Annotated in this window: 20 protein-coding genes; 8 read left to right on the top strand and 12 right to left on the bottom strand. The window is 68.6% G+C overall.

The features are described 5' to 3' along the window. Positions 1-46: 46 nt before the first annotated feature. The 3 genes from N8I71_RS20065 to N8I71_RS20055 all read right to left on the bottom strand — a co-directional run bounded on the left by N8I71_RS20065 (position 47) and on the right by N8I71_RS20055 (position 3,080). On the bottom strand, positions 47-1,186 hold the full coding sequence (locus N8I71_RS20065; protein WP_262879827.1) for an acetate/propionate family kinase: 1,140 nt from the start codon (positions 1,184-1,186) through the stop codon (positions 47-49). Next, positions 1,183-2,577: a bifunctional enoyl-CoA hydratase/phosphate acetyltransferase gene (locus N8I71_RS20060; RefSeq protein ID WP_262879826.1), complete on the bottom strand. Its 1,395-nt coding sequence runs from the start codon at positions 2,575-2,577 to the stop codon at positions 1,183-1,185. Before N8I71_RS20060 ends, N8I71_RS20065 begins: the two co-directional genes overlap by 4 nt. 71 nt (positions 2,578-2,648) lie before the next feature. Next, positions 2,649-3,080 (bottom strand): VOC family protein, encoded by a 432-nt coding sequence (locus N8I71_RS20055; protein WP_262879825.1) that lies wholly within the window; start codon positions 3,078-3,080, stop codon positions 2,649-2,651. Between the two features lie 121 nt (positions 3,081-3,201). Here N8I71_RS20055 and N8I71_RS20050 point away from each other — a divergent pair, with 121 nt between their 5' ends. Continuing rightward, a complete protein-coding gene (locus N8I71_RS20050; RefSeq protein ID WP_262879824.1) occupies positions 3,202-4,140 on the top strand; it encodes a nucleoside hydrolase in 939 nt (312 codons plus the stop codon). A gap of 67 nt (positions 4,141-4,207) precedes the next feature. Beyond that, on the top strand, positions 4,208-5,650 hold the full coding sequence (locus N8I71_RS20045; protein ID WP_262879823.1) for a protein adenylyltransferase SelO: 1,443 nt from the start codon (positions 4,208-4,210) through the stop codon (positions 5,648-5,650). Here the strand turns inward: N8I71_RS20045 and N8I71_RS20040 are convergent. Then, entirely contained in the window at positions 5,625-6,542 is a 918-nt protein-coding gene (locus N8I71_RS20040; protein WP_262879822.1) for a DMT family transporter, read from the bottom strand. The two genes, N8I71_RS20045 and N8I71_RS20040, sit on opposite strands and share 26 nt — an antisense overlap. A gap of 149 nt (positions 6,543-6,691) precedes the next feature. On the opposite strand from N8I71_RS20040, the gene N8I71_RS20035 reads away from it, so the two are divergent. After that, positions 6,692-7,105: a Fur family transcriptional regulator gene (locus tag N8I71_RS20035; RefSeq protein ID WP_262879821.1), complete on the top strand. Its 414-nt coding sequence runs from the start codon at positions 6,692-6,694 to the stop codon at positions 7,103-7,105. Between the two features lie 427 nt (positions 7,106-7,532). Here the strand turns inward: N8I71_RS20035 and N8I71_RS20030 are convergent, their stop codons facing one another. From N8I71_RS20030 to N8I71_RS20020, 3 genes are read right to left on the bottom strand one after another with little or no spacing between them, the layout of a single operon-like run. Next, entirely contained in the window at positions 7,533-8,030 is a 498-nt protein-coding gene (locus tag N8I71_RS20030; protein WP_262879820.1) for a MarR family winged helix-turn-helix transcriptional regulator, read from the bottom strand. 58 nt (positions 8,031-8,088) lie between these two features. After that, positions 8,089-8,355 (bottom strand): succinate dehydrogenase assembly factor 2, encoded by a 267-nt coding sequence (locus N8I71_RS20025; protein ID WP_262879819.1) that lies wholly within the window; start codon positions 8,353-8,355, stop codon positions 8,089-8,091. 11 nt (positions 8,356-8,366) lie between these two features. Next, positions 8,367-8,780: a helix-turn-helix domain-containing protein gene (locus N8I71_RS20020; RefSeq protein WP_262879837.1), complete on the bottom strand. Its 414-nt coding sequence runs from the start codon at positions 8,778-8,780 to the stop codon at positions 8,367-8,369. A gap of 159 nt (positions 8,781-8,939) precedes the next feature. Between N8I71_RS20020 and N8I71_RS20015 the strand changes: the two genes are divergently transcribed. Beyond that, positions 8,940-10,142 (top strand): pyridoxal phosphate-dependent aminotransferase, encoded by a 1,203-nt coding sequence (locus N8I71_RS20015; protein WP_262879818.1) that lies wholly within the window; start codon positions 8,940-8,942, stop codon positions 10,140-10,142. Positions 10,143-10,332: 190 nt separating this feature from the next. Next, complete coding sequence (locus N8I71_RS20010) at positions 10,333-10,971, top strand: class I SAM-dependent methyltransferase (protein WP_262879817.1); 639 nt, start codon at positions 10,333-10,335, stop codon at positions 10,969-10,971. Positions 10,972-11,042: 71 nt separating this feature from the next. On the opposite strand, the gene N8I71_RS20005 is transcribed toward N8I71_RS20010, so the two are convergent. Continuing rightward, a complete protein-coding gene (locus N8I71_RS20005; protein WP_262879816.1) occupies positions 11,043-12,221 on the bottom strand; it encodes a choice-of-anchor F family protein in 1,179 nt (392 codons plus the stop codon). 254 nt (positions 12,222-12,475) lie between these two features. Here N8I71_RS20005 and N8I71_RS20000 point away from each other — a divergent pair, with 254 nt between their 5' ends. Further along, positions 12,476-12,895, top strand: a complete 420-nt coding sequence (locus tag N8I71_RS20000; RefSeq protein ID WP_262879815.1) for a hypothetical protein — start codon at positions 12,476-12,478, stop codon at positions 12,893-12,895. Here N8I71_RS20000 and N8I71_RS19995 read toward each other — a convergent pair. Beyond that, entirely contained in the window at positions 12,880-13,287 is a 408-nt protein-coding gene (locus tag N8I71_RS19995; protein ID WP_262879814.1) for a DUF6314 family protein, read from the bottom strand. The two genes, N8I71_RS20000 and N8I71_RS19995, sit on opposite strands and share 16 nt — an antisense overlap. Further along, positions 13,284-13,661, bottom strand: coding sequence for a hypothetical protein (locus tag N8I71_RS19990; protein WP_262879813.1), 378 nt, complete (start codon positions 13,659-13,661; stop codon positions 13,284-13,286). Before N8I71_RS19990 ends, N8I71_RS19995 begins: the two co-directional genes overlap by 4 nt. 66 nt (positions 13,662-13,727) lie before the next feature. On the opposite strand from N8I71_RS19990, the gene purB reads away from it, so the two are divergent. After that, complete coding sequence (purB, locus tag N8I71_RS19985) at positions 13,728-15,038, top strand: adenylosuccinate lyase (RefSeq protein WP_262879812.1); 1,311 nt, start codon at positions 13,728-13,730, stop codon at positions 15,036-15,038. On the opposite strand, the gene N8I71_RS19980 is transcribed toward purB, so the two are convergent. Together N8I71_RS19980 and N8I71_RS19975 are read right to left on the bottom strand one after the other, a co-directional pair. Further along, positions 15,035-16,237, bottom strand: a complete 1,203-nt coding sequence (locus N8I71_RS19980) for a class I SAM-dependent methyltransferase (RefSeq protein ID WP_262879811.1) — start codon at positions 16,235-16,237, stop codon at positions 15,035-15,037. The two genes, purB and N8I71_RS19980, sit on opposite strands and share 4 nt — an antisense overlap. Beyond that, positions 16,234-17,055, bottom strand: a complete 822-nt coding sequence (locus N8I71_RS19975) for a heme-dependent oxidative N-demethylase family protein (RefSeq protein ID WP_262879810.1) — start codon at positions 17,053-17,055, stop codon at positions 16,234-16,236. Before N8I71_RS19975 ends, N8I71_RS19980 begins: the two co-directional genes overlap by 4 nt. A 99-nt stretch (positions 17,056-17,154) precedes the next feature. Between N8I71_RS19975 and dddP the strand changes: the two genes are divergently transcribed. Then, positions 17,155-18,486, top strand: a complete 1,332-nt coding sequence (gene dddP, locus N8I71_RS19970) for a dimethylsulfonioproprionate lyase DddP (RefSeq protein ID WP_262879809.1) — start codon at positions 17,155-17,157, stop codon at positions 18,484-18,486. Positions 18,487-18,493: the final 7 nt, after the last annotated feature.

The following is an 18,493-nucleotide window of genomic DNA, read 5'->3' as shown; positions in this document are numbered from 1 at the left end:
GCCTAGCGGCCCTCCCCCCGGAGTTTCTTGCCAGGATGAAGCAGGCTCAGTCGAGCGCAGCGGAGGTGGCACGGGCGATCACGCGCTCCTCGTCGGTGGGCAGGACGAAGACGGGGACCGGCCCGGCGTCGATCCGCGTGGCGCTGGAGCCGTTGGCGTCCGGATCGACAGCCAGCCCGAGGAAATCGAGGCCGGAAAGGGCGCGCGCCCGGATCTCGGGGCTGTTCTCGCCGATGCCGCCGGTGAAGACGAGCGCATCGACACCGCCGAGCACGGCGGCCATCGCCCCGATCTCGCGCGTCAGGCGGAAGACATAGTAATCAATGGCTTCCGCAGCCTCCTTCATGTCGGAGGCGAGAAGCGTTCGCATGTCGTGCGACAAGCCCGAGAGCCCCTTGAGCCCGCTTTCGCGGTAGAGCAGCGTGGTGATCGCCTCGGCGTCCATCCCCTGGGCAAGCAGGTGCAGGATGACGCCGGGATCGAGCTGACCGCAGCGGGTCCCCATCGGCATCCCGTCGAGCGCGGAAAAGCCCATCGTCGAGCCGACTGAACGCCCCGCGCGCATCGCGCAAAGCGAGGCGCCATTGCCGAGATGTGCAACGATCACTCGGCCTTGCGCGATGTCGTTGAAGTCCGCCGCAAGCCGCCCGGCGATGTAGTCGTAGCTCAGCCCATGGAAGCCGTAGCGCCGCACACCCGCCTCGTAGAAGCGGCGGGGCAGCGCGAAGGTGTCGTTCACCCAGGGGTGGCCGCGATGGAAGGCGGTGTCGAAGGCGGCGACCTGCACGGCGTCCGGGAAGGCGGCGAGCGCCGCGCGGACGCCCGCGAGGTTGTGCGGCTGGTGCAGCGGCGCGAGGGAGGCAAGCCCGGAGAGCGTCTCGATCAGGGCGGGGGTCAGGACGCGCGGGCCGTCGATGTCGGCCCCGCCATGGACGACGCGGTGGCCGACGCCAAGGATCGGGGCACCCGCGAGATGTGGATCGAGCGCGGCGAGAATCGCAGCAAGTCCCGCGGCATGGTCGGGCGCGGCCACATCGCGGACCTCGTCACCGAGGATCAGCCGCGCCGCCGTCCCGAGACCGTCGACCTGCCCGCGCAGCCGTTCCTCCGGTTCGGGCGCGGCGTCGTAGAGGCCGAACTTGATCGAGGAGGAGCCCGCGTTCAGCGTCAGGATCAGGCCGCTCATTCCAGGGCGGCCTTCAGGACGCCGGCGTGATGGGCATAAAGCGCCGCGACCGCGCAGGAGGCGAGCCGCGCGCGGTCGTCGTCGGCACGGCTGGTCAGGATGACCGGCACCTGCGCGCCCATCACCACGCCGGCCGCGGCGGCATGGGCGAGGAACGTCAGCTCCTTCGCGATCATGTTGCCGGCCTCGAGGTTCGGAGCCACGAGGATCTCGGCCCGCCCCGCGACCAGTCCGGTCAGTCCCTTGGTGCGCGCCGCGCCGAGGTCCACGGCGTTGTCCATGGCGAGCGGCCCGTCGACGAGGCCGCCGGTGATCTGTCCGCGATCGGCCATCTTGGAAAGGACCGCGGCGTCGATCGTGGAGGGGATCGAGGGCGTGACCGTCTCGACCGCCGAAAGGATGCCGACCTTGGGCACCTCGACCCCGAGGGCAATGGCGAGGTCGATGGCGTTCTGGACGATGGAGACCTTGCAGTCGAGATCGGGCGCGATGTTGATGGCCGCATCCGTCACGAACAACAGGTGGTCGAGCCCCGGCACGTCCATGACGAAGACATGGGAGAGACGCCGGTTGGTCCTGAGCCCGCCCTCCTTCTTCAGGATCGCGTGCAGCAGCTGATCGGTGTGCAGGTGCCCCTTCATCACCGCCCGCGCGCGCCCCTCGTGGACCAGTGCGACGGAGCGCAGGGCGGCGGCGCGGTGGTCGGGGATGTCGACGATCTCGATGCCGGAGATGTCGGCCCCCGCCTCGGCGGCCGCGGCCTCGATCTTGGCGCGGGCGCCGACGAAGAGCGGCTCGATCAGCGTGTGGTCGCGGCCGAGGATGGCGCCCATCACCGCGTCGGCGCTTTCGGGGCAGACGACGACCGTGGGCATCGGCGGCAGCGGCTCGGCCCGTTCCAGCAGGCGGTCGAAATTCGCATGGCTCTGCACCGTCAGGCCCGGCACGCCCGAGGCATCGACGCTGAGGGCCAGATCGGGCGCCTTGACCCGAACGATCCCGGTGCAGACGGGCCCCGCGGGCCCCTCGACCCGCGCGGCCAGCGTGACCTCGCCGTCGGGGCCCTTCGCCTCGACCCGGACGGTCACGGTAAGCGTCTCGCCGGCATGGGCGCGGCCCACGAAGTCGACGTGTTCGCTGAGATAGAGCGTCCCCGGACCGGGAAGCTGGTTGCCGAGCACCCCCGAGATCAGCGCGGCCACCCAGGCCGAGGGCGCCACCGCCTCGGGCCTGCCATCGCCGTCTCCGTCGAGTTTCGGCAGGTGCATCGGGTTCACGTTGCCGCTGGAATTGGCGAAGACATAGAGGTCGTCCGCCCGCACCAGGCGGGTCGTCGTGGCCTCCATCCCCGGTTGCAGGTCGGCATAGGGGGTGGCCGTGAAAATGGTCATCGGGATCGCCTTCGCGCAGGTCCGGTTCCGGCACAACCTAAGCGGGTTTGGTGACAGAACCTTGATTCAGGTCAGGTTTCCGCGCCGGGCGCGACCTCGTGCACCTCGATCACGTTGCCGTCGGGGTCGTAGAAGAACACCTGCCGCCAGCCCTGCACGGCCTGCTCGCCCCAGTTCGAATAGGGGACGCCCACCGCGTCGAGATGGGCGAGAAAGGCGTCCATGTCCCCGGTCCTGTAGGCGATATGCCCGTGGCTCACGGGGTTCACGGCCTGGCCCGCGCGGAAGCCCGCATGCACATCCTTCTGGGCGAGGTGATGCTGGATCGCCCCGTCGGACAGGAAGGCCACGTCGCCGGCATAGCCGCGCCGTTTTTCCAGGCGCGGCAGGCCGCCCTCGGGGCGTTCCAGGCCCATGACATCGCGGTAGAAGGCCTCGGCGCGGGCCACGTCGTCGGTGACGAGGTTGACGTGGTGCAGCGTCAGTTTCGGCGGTGTGCTCATGGTGCGGTCTCCCCTCGGGGCGAGGATACATGGCCCATCGCCCGCCGCAACGCCCGCCTTCCGGTCTTGCAGGCGGCGCGGGCGCGGTCCAGTTTCGGCGAAACTCGCGGGGGACAGGCACATGACGCGCAGGATCATCATCGACACGGACCCGGGCCAGGACGACGCGGTGGCGATCCTGCTGGCGCTGGCCAGCCCCGAGGAGGTCGAGGTTCTCGGCATCACGGCCGTCGCGGGCAACGTGCCGCTGGCGCTGACGCAGAAGAACGCGCGCGTGGTCTGCGAGCTGGCGGGGCGGCGCGACGTGCGCGTCTTCGCGGGCTGCGACCGGCCGATGGCGCGCGCGCTCGTCACGGCCGAGCACGTGCATGGCAAGACCGGCCTCGACGGCATCCCCCTGCCCGATCCGACCATGCCCCTGCAGGACACCCATGCCGTCGAGTTCATCGTCGAGACCCTGCGCGCGGAGCCGTCGGGCACGGTCACGCTCTGCCCGCTCGGGCCGCTGACGAACGTCGCGACCGCCTTCGAAACGGCGCCGGACATCGTCGGGCGGGTGGCCGAAATCGTGCTCATGGGCGGGGCCTATTTCGAGGTGGGCAACATCACGCCCGCCGCCGAGTTCAACATCTACGTCGATCCCGAGGCCGCCGGGATCGTCTTCCACTCGGGCGTGCCGCTGACGGTGATGCCGCTGGACGTCACGCACAAGGCGCTGACCACGCGCCCGCGCATCGATGCCTTCCGCGCGCTCGGCACCGAGGTCGGGCATGTCGTGGCCGAGTGGACCGATTTCTTCGAGCGCTTCGACATGGAGAAATACGGGTCCGAGGGCGCGCCGCTCCACGATCCTTGCGTGATCGCGCATCTCGTGCGCCCGGGCCTCTTCACGGGCCGGCAGATCAACGTCGAGATCGAGACGACGTCCGAGCTGACGCGCGGCATGACGGTGGCCGACTGGTGGGGCGTGACCGACCGGTCGGCGAACGCCATGTTCATGGGCGACGTGGACGCGCAGGGTTTCTACGACCTGCTGACCGGGCGGCTCGCGCGGCTCTGACCGCGCCGGGCTGGCAATCCCGCGTCGGGGCGACTACCTCTCGGGGGACAAGACCGGACCCATCGCCATGACCGCGCATTTCCCCTTCGACAACAGCTATGCCCGCCTGCCCGCCCGGTTCTTCACCCGGCAGGATCCGGTTCCCGTCGAGGCGCCGGGGCTGATCGCCGTGAACGAAGCGCTGGCCGGGCGCCTCGGCCTGACGTTGCCCGACGACCCGGCCGAGACCGCCGCGATCTTCGCGGGGAACCGTGTGCCCGCGGGTGCGGAGCCCATCGCGCAGGTCTATGCCGGCCACCAGTTCGGCGGCTGGTCGCCGCAACTGGGCGACGGGCGCGCGATCCTTCTGGGCGAGGTCGTGGCGCCGGACGGCGCGCGCTTCGACATCCAGCTGAAGGGCTCAGGCCGCACGCCCTACAGCCGCATGGGCGACGGACGCGCGTGGCTGGGCCCCGTGCTGCGGGAATACATCGTGTCCGAGGCGATGGCCGCCCTCGGCATCCCGACGACGCGCGCGCTCGCGGCCGTGACCACGGGCGAGGTCGTGCTGCGCGAGGGCCGGATGCCGGGCGCCGTCTTCGCCCGCGTCGCGGCGTCCCATATCCGTGTCGGCACCTTCCAGTTCTTCGCCTCGCGGCAGGATACCGAGGCGCTTCAGGCGCTCGCCGATCACGCCATCGCGCGTCATTACCCCGATGCGGAGGGGCCCGCGGGCCTCCTCGACGCGGTGATCGCCGCGCAGGCGGATCTCGTCGCGCGCTGGATGGGCGTGGGGTTCATCCATGGCGTGATGAACACCGACAACATGACCGTGTCGGGCGAGACGATCGACTACGGCCCCTGCGCCTTCCTCGACGCCTATCATCCGCAGATGGTGTTTTCCTCGATCGACCACTACGGGCGCTATGCCTACGGCAACCAGCCGCAGATCGCGGTCTGGAACATCGCGCAGCTTGCGACGGCCCTCCTGCCGCTGATGCCCGACCGCGACGCGGCGATCGAGGCGTTCACCGCCGCCGTTAACGGCTTCGCCGAACGCTTCGACGACGCATGGCACCGGGTGCTGGCCGCGAAACTGGGCCTGGCCGAAATCCGCGAGGGGGACGCGGCGCTGGCCTTCGACCTGCTGGAGCGGATGGCGAAGGGCGAGGCGGATTTCACCAACACCTTCCGCGCGCTATCGGGGGCCGAGCCCGAGCACGCGGCGGCGGAATTCTCGAAACCCGGGCCGTTCGAAGAGTGGCTGGAGAAGTGGCGCGCGCGCCTGGCCTCGGAAGGCCGCGATGAGGCGACGCGCATCGCGGCGATGCAGGCGGCGAACCCAGCCCTCATCGCGCGAAATCACCGCGTGGAGGAGGCGATCGCAGCGGCCGTCGCGGGGGATCTGGCCCCTTTCCACCGGCTGACGGAGGCCTTGTCGCGTCCCTTCGACCCCAATCCCGCCGACCTCGACCTCGCGACCCCGCCGAGGCCGGAGGAGCGGGTCACGCAGACCTTTTGCGGGACGTGACCCCCTCGCGCGGCGGACGGTTCACCAGGATCAGTCCCCCGCAGACGAGCGCCAGCGATACGAGGATGCCCGGTCCGACCGGCTCGCCCAGCAAGAACCAGCCGAGACCCACGCCGAAGACCGGCGAGAGGAACGAGAAGGCCGCGACCGAAGCCGCGGGATAGATCGTCAGGAGCCAGAACCAGAACAGGAAGCCCGCGGAGACAATCGCGAGGATCTGGAACCCGAGGCCCGCCCAGTGGATCAGCGTCGGGTCGCGCAGCGCCGGGCCGAAGAAGGCCGCCGCCACGAACAGGATCGGCGCCGAGACGGCAAGCTGCCATAGAAGCTGCACCTCGGGACGCACCTCCTTCAGGGGGGTCGTGCGGACGATCAGTGCGATGGATGCCCAGCCGATCGCCGCGCCGAAGGCAAAGACGTCGCCCAACACGGACGCCTCCCCCTCGACCCCATCGCGGGTCACAAGCGCCACGACGACGCCCGCGAAAGCCATCGCGAGACCCGCCGACTTGATGCCGGTCAGTCGTTCGCCCGGGATCAGGACATGGGCCGCCAGCGCGAGCCAGATCGGCATGGTGTAGAAGATCACCGAGGTCCGCGTGACGCTGGTGAGGTCGAGCGCGAGGAAGAGGCACACGAACTCGAAGGCGAAGGCGACCCCGATCAGGATGCCGGCGGGCAGCGTCGCCCGCGGAAGCGTGAGCGGCAGGCCGCGCAGCCGGATCCAGAGGTAGATCACGACCGCCCCGCCGAGCGAGCGGAGCGCCGCGAAGAACACCGGCTGCAGCCCCTCGTTCGTGACCTTGATGACCACCTGGTTGAAGGCGAGCAACAGCGCGAAGGCGGTCAGCGAGACCGCGCCGAAGGCGTCGATCCGGGATTTGCGGGGCATGCGGTGTCCTTTCGGAACGGGAGTGGCGGGCACGGCCGCGGGTGTCAAGCGCGCCACGCCGCGCGCGGTGCCGTGCCGTGCGGGCTTTCCCCCTGCCGGTGATTCCCGTAATCCTCGGGTCCGAGGACCTGCCATCCGAAGGCCCGCAGATGACTGACACGATCGAAGAACGTTGCGAAGCCAAGGGCTTGCGCATGACCGAGCAGCGGCGGGTCATCGCCCAGGTGCTGGAGTCCTCCACCGATCACCCGGATGTCGAAGAGCTCTATACGCGTTCGATCGAACGGGACCCGCGCATTTCCATCGCCACGGTCTACCGGACGGTGAAGCTGTTCGAGGAATCGGGGATCATCGACAGGCTGGAATTCGGCGATGGGCGGGCGCGCTACGAGGACGCAGACCGCGATCATCACGACCACCTCATCGACATGAATTCCGGCGAGGTCATCGAGTTCGTCGACCCCGAGATCGAGGCCTTGCAGGAGAAGATCGCGCGCAAGCTCGGCTACCGGCTGAAGGGCCACAAGCTGGAGCTCTACGGCGTCCCGCTCCGCAAGGAGTGAGCGGCAGCCGGGCTGGGCCGCAGGTCCGGCACGGGTTACCGGTTTGCGGGCCGTCAGTCCGTCAGCCCGTCACTCCGTCACTCCGTCACTCCGTCAGTCGTCAGTCGTCAGTCCGTCAGTGCGTCAGTGCGTCAGTGCGTGACCGAGGCGCCTGGACCTGGCGCCCGCAAGTCAACTGCTCGTTCGTGCGCCCTCCCCGCGGTCGGGGTCGGCCGGGCTTGTCCGGGTGGGGGTCACGGGCAGGCCCAAGCGGGGCGGGGCCCCGTGCCGTCTCGCAGGTGCAGACGCGCAGGTGCAGTCGCGTGAGCACCGGCACTCCAGCCCAAGGTCTTCTGCCGTTCCGCCGCCGTTGCGGAGTCCCGACAGACCCTTCGGAGGGTCCGTTTCCGCCGTGCCCGGGATCATCCGACAGACCGGGGGCGCGGGCTCAATAGATGTAGCGGATCTGGTCGGTCCAGAACCTCTCCACCCGCTTGAGCGAGTGGTTCACGCGGTCGAGGCCATCGGTCTCCAGCACGCCCTGACGCTCCAGCCCTTGCGCATGGCGGGCGAAAAGGCCGTTCACCGTGTCCCGCACGTTGCGCCCCTTGTCGGTCAGTCGCACCCGGACCGAGCGGCGGTCGATCTCGCACCGCTGGTGGTGCATGTAGCCCATTTCGACCAGTTTCTTGAGATTGTAGCTGACGTTCGAGCCCTGGTAATAGCCGCGGGTCTTCAACTCCCCGGCCGTCACCTCGTTGTCGCCGATGTTGAACAGGAGTAGCGCCTGGACCGCGTTGATGTCGAGAATGCCGAGCCTCTCGAACTCGTCCTTGATGACGTCGAGAAGCAGGCGATGCAGACGCTCCACCAGCGATAGCGATTCAAGATAGCCGGACAGAAACCCGGTCCTGTCCGTCTTCGCGAGGGGCGAATGCATGCTCATGATGGTCTCCGATCCGCTGACCTTGACCGGACACTGAGCGCAAAACGGAAAAATATCGTTAAGGTCGCGCTGTTCGGAATTCGGCCGCGATCCGGTCGAGCATCGGCGCCAGCGCTGCGGGCGGATCGGCCAGCCCCGAGACCCAGGAATAGAGGTCCTGGTCGGCCTCGGCCAGCACCGCCTCGAAGGCCTCGATCGTGGCGTCGTCGGCGCCCTCGAGATGGCTGTCGGCCCAGCCGCCGAGGATCAGGTCCATCTCCTTGATGCCCCGGTGCCAGGCCCGCATGCGCAGCCGCTTCAGCCGGATCTCACGCGTTTCGGTCATCGCCGCCCCCGTCAGATCGTCTGCGACGCCAGCGCCAGCCGCAGGCGCTTTTCCAGCCGCGCGGCGCGTTCGGCCAGCCGCGCCTGGTCCACCTTCAGCGTGCGCATGTCGGCGAGGATGGCGGCCAGGTCCTCGGGCAGTTCGGCGGGCGTTTCCGGCCCCTCCAGCCCGTCGCCCTCCCCGTTCAGAAGCCACATGATCGACACCCCGAGGATCCCGGCGAGCATCTGCAGCCGGTTCGCCCGCGGCTCGGAGCGGTCGTTTTCCCAGGCGCGGATCGTCTTGACCTTCACGCCCAGCCGCCGGGCCAGTTCGGCCTGGCTCATCCCGGACGCCTCGCGCGCGCCGGTCATGCGATCGCCGAAGGTCGCGGTGTCGGCGTCGTACCAGCCGGGCGCCTCGGCCTGTCCGGCATCGGGGTCCATGTCGGGGTCGGTCTCGGGGGGGCGGTTCATGTCGTCTCCTGTGGCATGATGGCGGTCCAAGCCTGCTTGATCGGGACGCGGGCGCACCCTAAGCATGGGGCGATCCCATGTAAACCGATCCCCCGAAACGGGGGATGGCACCAGACCCGGAGCGACCCGATGCCCTTCCTTTCCGACACGCTTTCGCGCGTGAAACCCTCGCCGACCATCGCGGTCTCGAACCTCGCGGCGGAACTGAAGGCGAAGGGCAAGGACGTGATCGGCCTCGGCGCGGGCGAACCCGACTTCGACACGCCGCAGAACATCAAGGACGCCGCCGTCGCGGCCATCGCCGCGGGCAAGACGAAGTACACCGCCGTCGACGGCATCCCCGAGCTGAAGCAGGCGATCTGCGCCAAGCTCAAGCGCGACAACGGGCTCGACTATGAACCGGCGCAGGTCTCCGTCGGCACCGGCGGCAAGCAGATCCTCTACAACGCGCTGATGGCGACGCTGAACCCCGGCGACGAGGTCGTGATCCCCGCGCCCTACTGGGTCAGCTATCCCGACATGGTGCTGCTGGCGGGCGGCACGCCCGTCATCGCCGAGGCGCAGGCTCAGACCGCCTACAAGCTGACGCCGGAACAGCTCGAGGCGGCCATCACGCCGAAGACCAAGTGGTTCATCTTCAACTCGCCCTCGAACCCCACCGGCGCGGGCTACACGGCGGAGGAGCTGAAGGGCCTGACAGACGTCCTGATGCGCCACCCCCATGTCTGGGTGATGACCGACGACATGTACGAGCACCTCGTCTACGACGGGTTCGAGTTCGCCACCCCCGCGCAGGTGGAGCCGGGCCTCTACGACCGCACGCTCACCTGCAACGGCGTGTCCAAGGCCTACGCGATGACCGGCTGGCGGATCGGCTACGCGGCGGGCCCGAAGGAGCTTATCGGGGCGATGCGCAAGATCCAGTCGCAGTCGACCTCGAACCCCTGCTCCATCAGCCAGTGGGCCGCGGTCGAGGCGCTGAACGGGCCGCAGGACTACATCGCGGCCAATAACGAGGTCTTCAAGCGGCGCCGCGACCTCGTGGTGGGGATGCTCAACGAGATCGAGGGCATGAGCTGCCCGGTCCCTGAGGGCGCGTTCTACGTCTATCCCTCCATCGCCGGGCTGATCGGCAAGACGAGTGCGGGCGGCGCGAAGATCGACACCGACGAGGCCTTCGCCAAGGCGCTTCTGGAGGAGAAGGGCGTCGCCGTCGTCTTCGGCGGGGCCTTCGGCCTCAGCCCATGTTTCCGCATCAGCTATGCGACGAGCGACGAGAACCTGCGCGAGGCCTGCACTCGGATCGCGGATTTCTGCGCCTCGCTCAGCTGAGCGGGGCGCCGTCGCTTCCGGCCCGGCGGGCGACGAGGTGGCGCGCGGGCCCGGGCCCCACACCCGTGACACGGAGCATCTGACCGGGCCCCTCGTCCTGGCCCGGCGCCATATCGACCGCTGAGCCCGGCGTGGCGTTCGCGGCGGCAAGCCCCTTGCATCCCCGCACCAAACCCGTGACGCTTGCCCCATGCAAACCGCTCAGGCCGCCTTCTGGAACCGCATCGCCCGGCGCTACGCCGCTACCCCCATGCGCAACCCGGAGGCGTGGGAGGCGACGCTCGACCGGGTGCGGGCGCACCTGGCCTCCGGCGCGCGCGTGCTGGAACTGGGTTGCGGCACCGGCTCCACCGCGCTTCGCCTCGCGCCCGGGGTGGCGGGCTACACGGGCACGGACGACGCCGGCGAGATGGTGGCCATCGCGCGGGAAAGGCTCGCCGAAACGCCGGTTTCCGGTCTCGCCTTCACCGAGGGGCGGACGGGGGACGGCTCGCTTCCCGACGGGCCCTTCGACGCGATCCTTGCCTTCAACCTCCTGCATCTTGTGCCGGATCTGCCGGCGGCACTCACCGAGGCGCGTGGCCTTCTGAAACCCGGGGGCCTCCTCATCACCAAGACGCCCTGCCTCGGCGGCAGCCGCTGGGCCGCGCTCTGGCCGGTCGTGGGCGCGCTCCGGCTGGTCGGCAAGGCTCCGCCGCTCAGCTTCGTCTCGCCCCGCGGGCTCGAAAGGATCATCGAGGCGGCGGGGTTCGAGATCCTCGAACGCGGCGATTATCCGAAAAGCCCGCCCTCGCGCTTCGTGGTTGCGCGCACAGCCGCGGGAGGCTGATGGGCCCGGACGCGAAGGCCCCCGGGCCGAAACCCGGGGGCCTTGCATTGCGCCTTGTGGGGAAGACGCGATCAGGCGGCCTGCGCGGCCCCCTTCCGCCGCGCCACACCCAGCGCACCGAGCCCGGCAAGCAGGAGGAGCGCACTGGCCGGAAGCGGAACGGGTGCCATGGTCGGCATGCTCGACAAACGGATCGTGAAGCTGTCGCGGGCGTAATTTTCGGACAGGACGATGCCGTAGTTCAGGTTCAGGTTGGCGAGGTCCTCGATGTTCGCCTCGAAATCGAGCGCGACGCCCAGATGGCTCTGCACGCCGGCGATGTCCGCGAAGGTCAGCGGTGCATCGAGGATGCTGATCGGATCACCCAGCGCATCGATGTCGCGGAGCACTTCCCACTCGCCGGCCGGGTTCAGCCAGGCCATGACCAGCGCGTCGGTGTTCGGGTCGCCATCGTCGTCCCAAAGCAGGCCCGAAGGCGCCATCTCGCGCGACAGCCAGCTTCCGAAGAGGTCGTCATAGGCGCCGTAGAAACCGTCGCTCGCGATCCTGTCCTCGCCGATGTCGAGGAGGAAACCCGTGCGCGCGTCGTCGAAGAACCCGTCGAGATCGAAGTTCTGCGTCGGCGCATCGCCGAACAGGCCGAACGGGTATTGCGTGAAGGCCGTCGCATCGTTCGGCCCGAGTTCCAGCGCCTGCGCGAACCGCAGGCCATCGTTCGTGCCCGACACCTGGAAGGCGTCGCCGATACCATGTCCGAGTTCGAGCACGAAGGAATCGAGCATCGTCGTCGTCAGGTTCACCGCACGGCCGAAGACCTGGTAGATGCTGTCGCCCGGCGCGATGCTTGCCACGTCGAACACGAGGTCCACGGGACCGGTATCGGTGAGTTGCAGCTTGAAGCGGTTGCCGGTGCGAAAGCCCGTCGCGCAGACATCGGCCGCACTCGCACGGATACAGCCGTCGAACGTGCCCTGCCCGGTCGTGTAGCCTTCGTTGATGGCGATGAGCCCGGGAGTGTTGGCCTCGGGCGCCTCGTAGTAGACCCGCCCGTTGGTCGGGGACGTGCCGACCGTGCCCTGGTAGACGACGCTGACGGCGCCCTCCTCGCCCGACACCGGCGGACCAACGTCCACGTTGGTCGTGTTCCAGCTGATCACCGTCGTCGGGATCGTGCTGGCGAGACCCAGTCCCGGCAAGGCCGCGGCCGCGGTGCCAAGCAAAAGGGCCCCTAACGTGTTCTTTTTCTTCATATCCCCCTCCGTTTAAAGGTTACAGGCTTTCGATTGCATCAAGTAAATTTGATTGAGTCAATCAGTTGCAATCAACATTACGATTCCCTGCAACTGTCGGGCGCCGCCTTGATTTGTGTCAAAATTGTGGTCGCGGCCTTGCGTATCGGGGCTTTTGACAGTCTCCGCGCCCTTGCCTAACGTGCTTTTCAAGACGAAATTTTTTGGTCAGTGTCCGCGGTCGCGGCAGATGGACCGTTCCCGATCAGGCACCAATGACAGACCTGCCCGAATTCTATTTCCGCATCCGCGAAAACGGCGCGGCTGTCTTCCGAATCTCCACCGAGAATCGGCAGCGCCGGATCGAAATGACGGAGATCGCGGTCGTGAACGTGAAGAACGGAAACATCCGCCCCCACGGCGACCACGTCCTGACCGACGAGGAGCGCGACGTGATCGCGGCCTGGTGCGAGGAACGGCGCGCCGTCCTGTCCGAGCGGGACCTCGACGACATCCACCGGACGATCGACCATCTGAACCTCACGACGCACTGGGCGCAGAGCCGCGCCTCGGATGCGGATCTGGAGGATGTCACCGACCGGCTGCTGCTGGCCATGCATGACCTGCGAAGCGTCCTCGTGCGCAAGAAGGCCGACCGGATCGCCCCGCCGGACCTCGATCAGAGCGGGGAATAGCGGCTTTCGATGCGCATGTCCTTGCGCGGGCCCCTGACCTCGCAGACCGTCGCGAAACCGGGGCCATCGCCGAAAACGTAGCTCATCACGTAGGTATCCGGCGCGCAGAGATGCGTGTCGGACAGACGGCCGGGCGCGAGGACGTGAAACGGACGCCCATCCTCGAAGAGCACCTCCAGCCCCTCGCCCGCCGCGCGCCAGAGATAGCGGCGCTCGGCCTGCATCGGAGGGGCATCGCCGTAGCGCAGAAGGCCCTTCTCCACCTGGACGAGGCCCACGCCATCGGGCGCCCATGTGGCGGTTCCCTCGAGCCGGCCGGTCAGGCCCGCGCGCCGATCCTCGATCACGCGGCCGAGAAGCCAGCGCCCTTCGAGGTCCGACAGTCCGATCACTCGCCCCGCGGCACGAGCCGTCCCTCGCTCACGTTGTCCCATGCGTCGATGAAACGGATGCCGCCGGCGCCGTCGATCTCGACCCTGTAGCATTCCCAGTCCGCCGCGCGGTTCCAGCGCAGACAGCGCATGTTGCCCTCCAGTCGCCATTGCCCGAGGCTGGTGCGCCCGAAGGGCCCCTCGACGGTCCGGAACAGCAAGATGCCGTTCGATTCATGCCGTTCCCATGCGAGATCGCCGTAGCGCACGTCCCGATCCTCGAGAAGAAGCGCGAGGTCGCCCGCCCCGACCGAAGACCACTCCGCCAGCGCCGGACCCGGCATGAGGCAGACCAGAAGGCCCAGCGCCCGCGTCCATTTGCGTGGGATGCTCACCTTGTTCCTCCGCGTCGCGCTCCTTAAGAGGACGCCAACGCCGACAAGAACGCAAGGGCCGCGCCGATGATCCCCCGCTACTCCCGCCCCGAGATGACCGCCATCTGGGAACCCGCCACCAAGTTCCGCATCTGGTACGAGATCGAGGCACATGCCTGCGACGCGCAGGCCGCCCTCGGAGTGATCCCCAAGGCGAACGCGGAAGCCGTGTGGCGCGCGAAGGACGTGGATTTCGATGTCGCCCGCATCGACGAGATCGAGGCGGTGACCAAGCACGACGTGATCGCCTTCCTCACCCATCTCGCCGAGATCATCGGCAATGACGAGGCGCGTTTCGTGCATCAGGGGATGACCTCGTCGGACGTGCTCGACACGACCTTCAACATACAGCTGGTGCGGGCCGCGGACCTCCTGCTCGCCGGTCTCGACCGGGTGCTCGCGGCGCTCAAGACGCGGGCCTTCGAGCACAAGATGACGGTGCGGATCGGCCGGTCCCATGGCATTCACGCCGAGCCCGTGACGATGGGCCTGACCTTCGCGCGCTTCTATGCCGAGATGGACCGCAACCGGAACCGTCTGGAAAAGGCGAAATGGGAGGTGGCGACCGGCGCCATCTCCGGCGCCGTCGGGACCTTCGCCAACATCGATCCGGCGGTCGAAGCGCATGTCTGCGAGAAACTGGGCCTCCGCCCCGAACCGATCTCGACGCAGGTCATCCCCCGCGACCGTCACGCGATGTTCTTCGCCACGCTCGGCGTCATCGCCTCGTCGATCGAGAACATCGCCACCGAGGTCCGTCACATGCAGCGAACCGAGGTTCTGGAAGCCGAGGAGTTCTTCTCGAAGGGCCAGAAGGGCTCCAGCGCGATGCCGCACAAGCGCAACCCCGTGCTGACCGAGAACCTCACGGGCCTTGCCCGCCTCGTCCGCATGGCGGTGATCCCCGCGATGGAGAACGTCGCCCTCTGGCACGAGCGCGACATCAGCCATTCGAGCGTCGAGCGGATGATCGGCCCCGACGCGACCGTGACCCTCGACTTCGCGCTCCACCGTCTCGCGGGCGTGATCGAGAAGCTCGTGATCTACCCCGACAACATGATCGCGAACATGAACAAGTTCCGCGGCCTTGTGCATTCGCAGCGCGTGCTGCTGGCGCTCACGCAGGCAGGCGTCAGCCGCGAGGACGCCTACAGGCTGGTGCAGCGCAACGCGATGAAGGTCTGGGAAGAGGGCAAGGACTTCAAGGAAGAGCTTCTGTCCGACCCCGAAGTGACCGCTGCCCTGCCGCCAGCCGAGATCGAGGAGAAGTTCGACCTCGGCTACCACACCAAGCACGTGGACACGATCTTCGGCCGCGTGTTCGGAGAGAACGCCTAGCGGCGGTAGAGCCCCGAATAGGTCAGGATCCCATAGGCGGTCAGCGCCTCGGACACCTTGACCCAGGCGGGCGCGAGGGCGAACCAGTCGCCGCCCGCCGCGCGCGCGATGTCTTCCAGGGTGTGCCGCCCATCGATCCGCGCCAGCACCGAGGCCAGACCCTTCGGCACCGGGACTTGTGTCTTGCCGGCCGCGCTGGTCACGGGGATGCGCCCCGTCTTGGCCACCGTCTGCGCCAGCGCCTGGGGCGCGACGCCCCGGAGGTGTGGCACCATCTGCGGGCCCGGCCGCGCCACCCTGCCCTCTGCGTCATCCGCCCGCGCGGCGTAGACGACATGCATCCGGATCGCGCCCGAAAGCTCCTCGGCCAGCGCCATGCGGTCGAGGGCCGACAGCGCGGAGAGGTCCGCGGCCTCGCCCACGAACGGCGCGGGGTCATAGAGATGCCCGTTCGGCGTGCCCGTCATCGCAAGGCCCGCACGCGCCAGCGTCCCCGCAAGCTCGGTGATCGTGAAGGGCGTGTCCTGGCTGTGCAGGAGAAGGTCGTAGAAGCCCGCATCGCTGACCTCGTGGTCGCCGAGATGGGGGTTGCGGCGGAACGGGTGCCCCTCGGGCAGGCGTGCGAAGATCGCGCGCGCGGCGGCAAGCCGCTCCTCCGGCGCGCCTTTCAGAAGCCGCCCGAAAGCCGATTGCAGCGGATAGACCCCGGCACGGCCATAGGGCGCGTAGACCATCAGGCCGATCCCTCCCCCCGGCGCCAGTGCGCCAGACAGCGCATCGAACCCCGCCTGCGGCTCGGGCAGGTGATGGAGGACACCGCAGCAGTCGATGTAGTCGAATTGCCCGAAATCGCCCGCGTCCAGCAGAGATCCGGTCTGGAACGCGATGTTCGTCAGCCCCCGCGCCTCGGCGCGCGCCTCGGCGATCCTGCGCGAGGCGGTGGAGAGGTCGAGATAGACGATCTCGGCCTTGCGCCCCGCGCTGGCCAGCACCTGCGCCAGCTGGATCAGCGCGTCGCCCGTCCCGCCGCCTGCCACCAGCGCGCGGAAAGGCTTCGTCCAGTCGCGGCGGCCCGCGAACAGGTAGTGGTCCAGCTCGCAGGGATGCGAGGGGGAGCCCACGATCAGTCGCTTCTTCTCGTCCGCCGGGTCCCGCTCGGGATAGGGATAGGCCTCGTACTGGGCCGCGACCTCGCTCATCCCGCCCCCTCCTGCAGGCCGCGCCCGGCATATTCCACGGGATGGGCCTGCAGCCCCTCGGCCTGTTCGGGCGTCAGCGCCGCGAAGGGCAGGACAAAGGTGTGGATCGAGAAGACCACCGCATCCGTCCGCGGCAGCCTCAGCAGGCATTGGCGCTCGGACCTGAGGTAGTCCGGCCGGACCTTCGGCGTCACCCGCGGCTCGGCCTCTTTCCTGGGCTGAAAGAGATCGGGGGTCGCATAGAGCAGCGCGTTCTGCCGCCAGAGCGGGCGGCCGGGCCGGATCGCGTCGAACATGCGTTGGACGCGCGCGCCCATCTCGTCCGTGTAGGAGGCCACGGGGATATGGATCGCCATCAGCGGGCGGCCGAGCTTCTCGGCCAGCGTCCAGCTTGCCGGAAAGCAGAGGACGGCGGCGGACAGGACATGTTCCGCCGCGCCCTCGGACTTCTCCAGCACGCAGAGGTCATCCTGCACGAGCCGGCCGGCGACGGCCAGCGGCGTGTCCGCGAAGAGATCGACCGACACCCCGTCGGGCCGCGTCACGACCGAGCCCTTCCGCGCGTAGCTCGGCGGCAGATGCGCAAGCACCGTCTCGAGCAACTCGCCCTCGGCGGCCTCGGACCCCGGCGTGCGCGCGAGAACCTGCTCGCGCCGCTCCGCGATCAGCCGGTCGCGGAGCGCCATCTGGCCCGCGAAGGCGTCGTCCGCGATCAGCCAGTCCGACATGTCGAGCGGCTGGATGCCCGGCAGGCGGCGCTGTGCCGGCACCATCCACGGTGCGGAGGGCAGTTCCGACTGCAGAACGGGATGATCCATTTGCGACCTCAATCCGCTTTTCCATGCCGTTGGCCGGCGCGCCCGCCCCTGCAGGTGCCGGAACTCTGTTCGCAAAACGCTCAGTCCGGACCCGGCGCAATGAATGAAGCCTATCGCATACCCGCACGCAAGATCGACCCGGGCAAGGGGCCGCTCCTGCCCGACGGCACGCTGAACGACCAGGACCGGATCGAGATCGGACCGACCCCGCTCGCCTATGCCGAATGGGAGGCGCGCGGCCTGACCCTTCCCGATCTGCCCGCGATGCGCCGCTACCGGCTGGACCGGATCGTGGCGCGCCTTGCCGAGCGCGATCTGGCGGGGGTGCTGGTTTTCGACCCGCTCAACATCCGCTACGCCACCGACACCACCAACATGCAGCTGTGGAACACGCACAATCCGTTCCGCGCCTGCCTTGTCTGCGCCGACGGGCACATGGTGCTGTGGGAATACAAGAACTCGCCCTTCCTCGCCGATCACAACCCGCTTGTGGCCGAGGTGCGCTCGGGCGCGTCGCTGTTCTACTTCTCGACCGGCGACAGGGGCGAGCCGATGGCGCGCGACTTCGCCGGACAGGTGGCGGAGGTGCTGGCCGCCCATGCCGGGGCGAACCGCCGTCTCGCCGTGGACAAGATCATGCTGCAGGGCGCGCATGCGCTCGAGACCGCCGGTTTCGAGCTCCACGAGGGCGAGGAGGTGATGGAGAAGGCCCGCTCGATCAAGGGCCCCGACGAGATCCTCGCCATGCGCTGCGCGGTGGATGCCTGCGAGAAATCCGTGGCCGCGATGGAGGCCGCGCTCCGGCCCGGCCTGACCGAGGACGATGTCTGGGCCGTGCTTCACGCCGAGAACATCCGCCGCGGCGGCGAGTGGATCGAGACCCGGCTTCTCGCCTCGGGGCCGCGCACCAACCCGTGGTTCCAGGAATGCGGGCCGCGCACGGTCCAGGAGAACGAGATCGTCGCCTTCGACACCGACCTGATCGGCTGCTACGGCATCTGCGTCGACATCAGCCGGACCTGGTGGGTCGGGCCCGGTCGCCCGCGCCCCGACATGGTCGAGGCGATGCGCCACGCGCACGAGCACATCACGACGAACATGGCGCTTCTGAAGCCGGGCGTCTCGTTCCGCGAACTGACCTTCGGGGGGCACGAGCTCGACCCGAAATACGACAAGCGCAAGTATTCCTGCCGTTTCCACGGCGTGGGCCTTTGCGACGAGTGGCCGCTCATCGCCTATCCCGACGGCTTCGTGGAGGGCGCGTTCGACTACGAGGTGGAACCGGGCATGGTGTTCTGCGTCGAGGCGCTGGTGGGCGAGGAAGGCGGCGATTTCTCGATCAAGCTGGAGGACCAGGTCCTTATCACCGAGACCGGCCACGAGAACCTGACGCGCTACCCCTTCGACGCGGCGCTGATGGGCGAGGCCTGACGGGGGG

The sequence above is a fragment of the Roseicyclus sediminis genome (assembly GCF_025515305.1).
In the GTDB taxonomy this organism is placed as follows: Bacteria; Pseudomonadota; Alphaproteobacteria; order Rhodobacterales; family Rhodobacteraceae; genus Roseibacterium; species Roseibacterium sediminis.
Note: the sequence above shows the minus strand (reverse complement) of the source record. Positions and strands in the feature narration are given on the sequence as shown.